Origin of the sequence: Sphaerisporangium flaviroseum, assembly GCF_039537005.1 — a bacterium.
GTDB classification, from domain to species: Bacteria; Actinomycetota; Actinomycetes; order Streptosporangiales; family Streptosporangiaceae; genus Sphaerisporangium; species Sphaerisporangium flaviroseum.
Genome location: NZ_BAAAZR010000072.1, coordinates 1 through 3,344 on the forward strand (window position 1 = coordinate 1; position 3,344 = coordinate 3,344).

A 3,344-nucleotide genomic window follows, 5' to 3' on the forward strand; every position below is an offset into this window, starting at 1 on the left:
GGCGTGCGGATCGTCGGCAGGTGGCCGGTCGGGATCCAGGCCCAGATGCTGTCGGGCGGCCGGGGACAAGCAGAAGGCGGCCAGCCGCCAGGCTTCGGCCAAGGTGGCTTTGCCGCTGTGGTGGATCGAGACCATCAGGCAGACGAGTACCGCCCGGATCGGCACTCCCGCCGGGCCGGGGCGCTGGCCGAGCTCGTCGTCGATCAGCGCCATGATGCCGGAGTCGTCCAGCAGCCGGGCGTAGTGGCTGGTGACGGCGTCGGGGATCTGTGCCGTCTGCTTGGCAGGTGGCCGGGGTCGGGTGGTTCGGGCTCGGGTGGTGCGGGGCGGCCAGGCGCGTGGCTTCGCCGTACTCAACGGGCCTGTTCGTCGGGCTTGCCGCGCAGCAGCGCGACCGCGGTGGGCTCGTCCAGGGCGGGGACGAAGTGTTGGTAGCGGGCCAGCGCGGAGGCGCTCATCCCGGCCGCGGCGGCCACCACTCCCAGGTCGATGCGGGCGCTCAGCAGCTCGACGATCCAGGAGGAGCGCAGCCGGCGCACCGACAGGGCGGGCAGGCCGCCGGTCGGGGTGTGGCGGGCTGTCCAGGAGCTGAACAGGTTCTTGGCGTGCCGGGCGGCGCGCCCGGGCCGGAAGACAAAGGCATCGCTCGGCCGGTCGGCGGCGCGGGCCAGGACGTCCTCCCAGGCGGCGCGACAGACGATCAACCGCTCTGTGCCGGGGACGCAGGCCACGACCGCGCCGCAGCCCAGGCGACGCAGATGCCCGGTGCGGACGGCGGCCACCTCACCGGAGGTCAGACCGCAACCGAAGGCGAGCGCCATCAACGCCAGCGCGTCGGTGCGGGCCTGGCCGGGCAGGCGTTCGGCCCAGCCGCGCAACCGGCCGAGCTGGGTCGGCGAGTACGGTGGGCTGACCTTCTTGGGGGCTTTCATCGGCGGCGGCGCCTGTTCGCCGCGTTCCAGCCAGGCCAGCGTGGCGCGCATATGCCGCAGCCAGGCCCGGTAGGTCTGCGCCGAACTCGGCGCCAGGTCGGTGCAGCCGGTCAGGATGAACGCGTCGATCGTCTCGTGCCGCAACCACACCTCCGGGTCGTCAGGCAGGCCGGAGCGGTGACACCACACGGCCAGCCGGGTGGTCGCGGTGAGCAGCCGTTGCACCCGGTAGGGGGAGCGGTCGGCGCTGGCGGCGACCAGCATGCGCACATGCCCGCAGATGTGGTCCCACTCCGGCGGGGCTTTCTGCGGCCGGTAGCCGGTGATCGTGGCCGAGGTCACGGGATCGAGCGTCACACCCCATCCATAGTGGCAGGACAAGCAGCCGTTACGCAGAGCGACGACATCCACCGAAAGGAGTGTTTTGTCATGGTCGGAGGACGCGCGCGCTCGGCCGCCCCCCGGGACCTGGCCGAGGACCCGCAGACCTGGCCCCACGCGGACCTGGCTCGCCATCCCGCCGCCGCCGTCATCCAGCAGATCGCCGCCGCCCTGGCCGACATCCTGGCCGAACGCCGCCTGAGCCTGCGCGGCCTGGCCGCCGCCTCCGGCGTCAACCGCCAGTCCATCGCCGACCTGCTGGCCGGACGGTCTTGGCCGGACGTGGCCACCGTCGCCCTGCTGGAGACCGCGCTCAGGGTCCGGCTGTGGCCGGAGGGCACTCCGGCGTCTCGATGACGACGCCGAGCCCTGAGCGGGACGTCGTGATGACCTCGACGGCATGGTCGAGCCTTCTCTCCGCCGCCCCTGGAATCCGGACATCCGGGCAGAAGCAGCCGTCATTTGGCTCGACAGCCTCCAAGCGATCACCTATCGCGTTACGCTCAGAAGGCGCGAGCCTTCAAAGAGTTAGGTCTGTTGGGCGCTCAAGCAACCCGGTGCCGTCGAGCTGTAACTCGGCGGCACCACTTTTCGATCCGGCCGACAGACCGGCACGCCGTACTCAGCTCGTGGCGGCGCTCCCCTCGCCGGCGAACCCGTTCACTCCGGCCTCGATCGTGAACAGGCCCTGCTCCCGCTCGGCCAGCCAGCCATCGTCCACCAGTCGCTTGAGCCGTGCGCGCATCCCCTCCACCTGGCCGCGGACATCCTGCTGACCCAGCGCCCGCACCACATCCCGCGCCCGCAGCGGCTTGTCGGAACTGGCCAGCAACACCACCGCGTCTTTGCGCAGCCCCCGCAGGGCCGGACGCTCCTGGGGAACCTCCGCGTGCCCGGCAGTTTCCGGGGTGGTGTCGCCCGCACCATGAGGATGGGTGCCGGCAGCCTCCCCGGCCTCCGCCGCATCAGCCGGCTCGTCGGCCGCCTCCAGTGCGGTCAATTCCTCACGCGCGATGGACAGCCGTTCCAGGCGACGCTCTGCCACGGCCAGCCGCTCCTGCAGCTCCGCCATCTGCCCGGACAGCTCAGCGCATTGCTGGCGTGCGGACCCCTCGGCCCGCTCCAGCTTTGCCAGCAGTGACGTCACCATCGCCTCCCTCGCGGCAATCCCCAGACCGCCACCATCACTCAACGCATGGCTGCAACTCCAAACTGTAGGCGGCAATGGCATCGCTGACCCCAAAGACTGCAAGATCCCTTCGAGCCTGCGCGCCGACACCGATGATCAACCAGAACCATGCCGTCTCTGCCACGATCTCGACGATCCGTTCCGGCGAGCAAAGGAGCAATACGTGAACACCGGACAGCCCCCGACTGCCGACCTGCACGAGCACTACCGGCAACTCCTCTCCACCCAGCCATGGCTCGACGTGGGCATGTGCTGGACCGTCGTGGTCCCAGACAGCGGACAAGCGCTCCCTTTGAACCAACTCGCCGCCCGGCTCGGCGGAGATGCGCCGCACCAACTCCATGAGCCGGCGCCGCCCAAAGCCGTCCTGCTCCCCTACGACACCGACAATCCCGTGTCCGCCGATTGGCGCGGATCCGCCGCCATGCTCATGGAGGGCGACTACCTCGGATCAACCCCCGCCGTGCTCCGGCGGCTCAGCCAGGGAGCCCGGGCCTACAGCGCCTGGTGGAACGTCAACGCCCACAACCGGCTGAGCTTCGCAGCCGGAGGCGAACTCGTCCTGACGATCGACGCGTTCGGCCCCGGCAGACCGGAAGACCATGCCGGCATCGGCCAATGGCCCGAGCTACAGGCGATGACAGACTTCTTCGTCGACTTCGAGGAACGCGACGAGAACTACGACTGGCAAGCCGCCATGCTCGCCGTCATCGACCAGACCACGGGAGCAAGGCTGACCAGCGAGTGGCTGGAACAACCACATCCGTACATAACGGTCCGCATGCCCGACGCAACACGCTGAACCCCTGAGCGCTCAGCTGGGAAACGATCACACGCACCTC

The 3,344-nt window shown here is 69.9% G+C and carries 5 protein-coding genes; 2 read left to right on the top strand and 3 right to left on the bottom strand.

What is annotated here, in order from left to right; translation table 11 throughout:
- Window positions 1–357 (bottom strand): hypothetical protein (locus ABD810_RS40780; RefSeq protein ID WP_344953935.1); only part of this gene is annotated, 357 nt, incomplete at its 3' end.
- Complete coding sequence (locus ABD810_RS40785) at window positions 354–1,289, bottom strand: hypothetical protein (protein WP_344953938.1); 936 nt, start codon at window positions 1,287–1,289, stop codon at window positions 354–356. The genes ABD810_RS40780 and ABD810_RS40785, both read right to left, overlap by 4 nt.
- A 72-nt stretch (window positions 1,290–1,361) precedes the next feature.
- Here ABD810_RS40785 and ABD810_RS40790 point away from each other — a divergent pair, with 72 nt between their 5' ends.
- Window positions 1,362–1,670: a helix-turn-helix domain-containing protein gene (locus ABD810_RS40790; RefSeq protein ID WP_344953941.1), complete on the top strand. Its 309-nt coding sequence runs from the start codon at window positions 1,362–1,364 to the stop codon at window positions 1,668–1,670.
- A gap of 265 nt (window positions 1,671–1,935) precedes the next feature.
- On the opposite strand, the gene ABD810_RS40795 is transcribed toward ABD810_RS40790, so the two are convergent.
- Window positions 1,936–2,460 (bottom strand): hypothetical protein, encoded by a 525-nt coding sequence (locus ABD810_RS40795; RefSeq protein ID WP_344953944.1) that lies wholly within the window; start codon window positions 2,458–2,460, stop codon window positions 1,936–1,938.
- Window positions 2,461–2,665: 205 nt separating this feature from the next.
- Here ABD810_RS40795 and ABD810_RS40800 point away from each other — a divergent pair, with 205 nt between their 5' ends.
- Complete coding sequence (locus ABD810_RS40800; RefSeq protein WP_344953947.1) at window positions 2,666–3,304, top strand: DUF6461 domain-containing protein; 639 nt, start codon at window positions 2,666–2,668, stop codon at window positions 3,302–3,304.
- Window positions 3,305–3,344 lie beyond the last annotated feature (40 nt).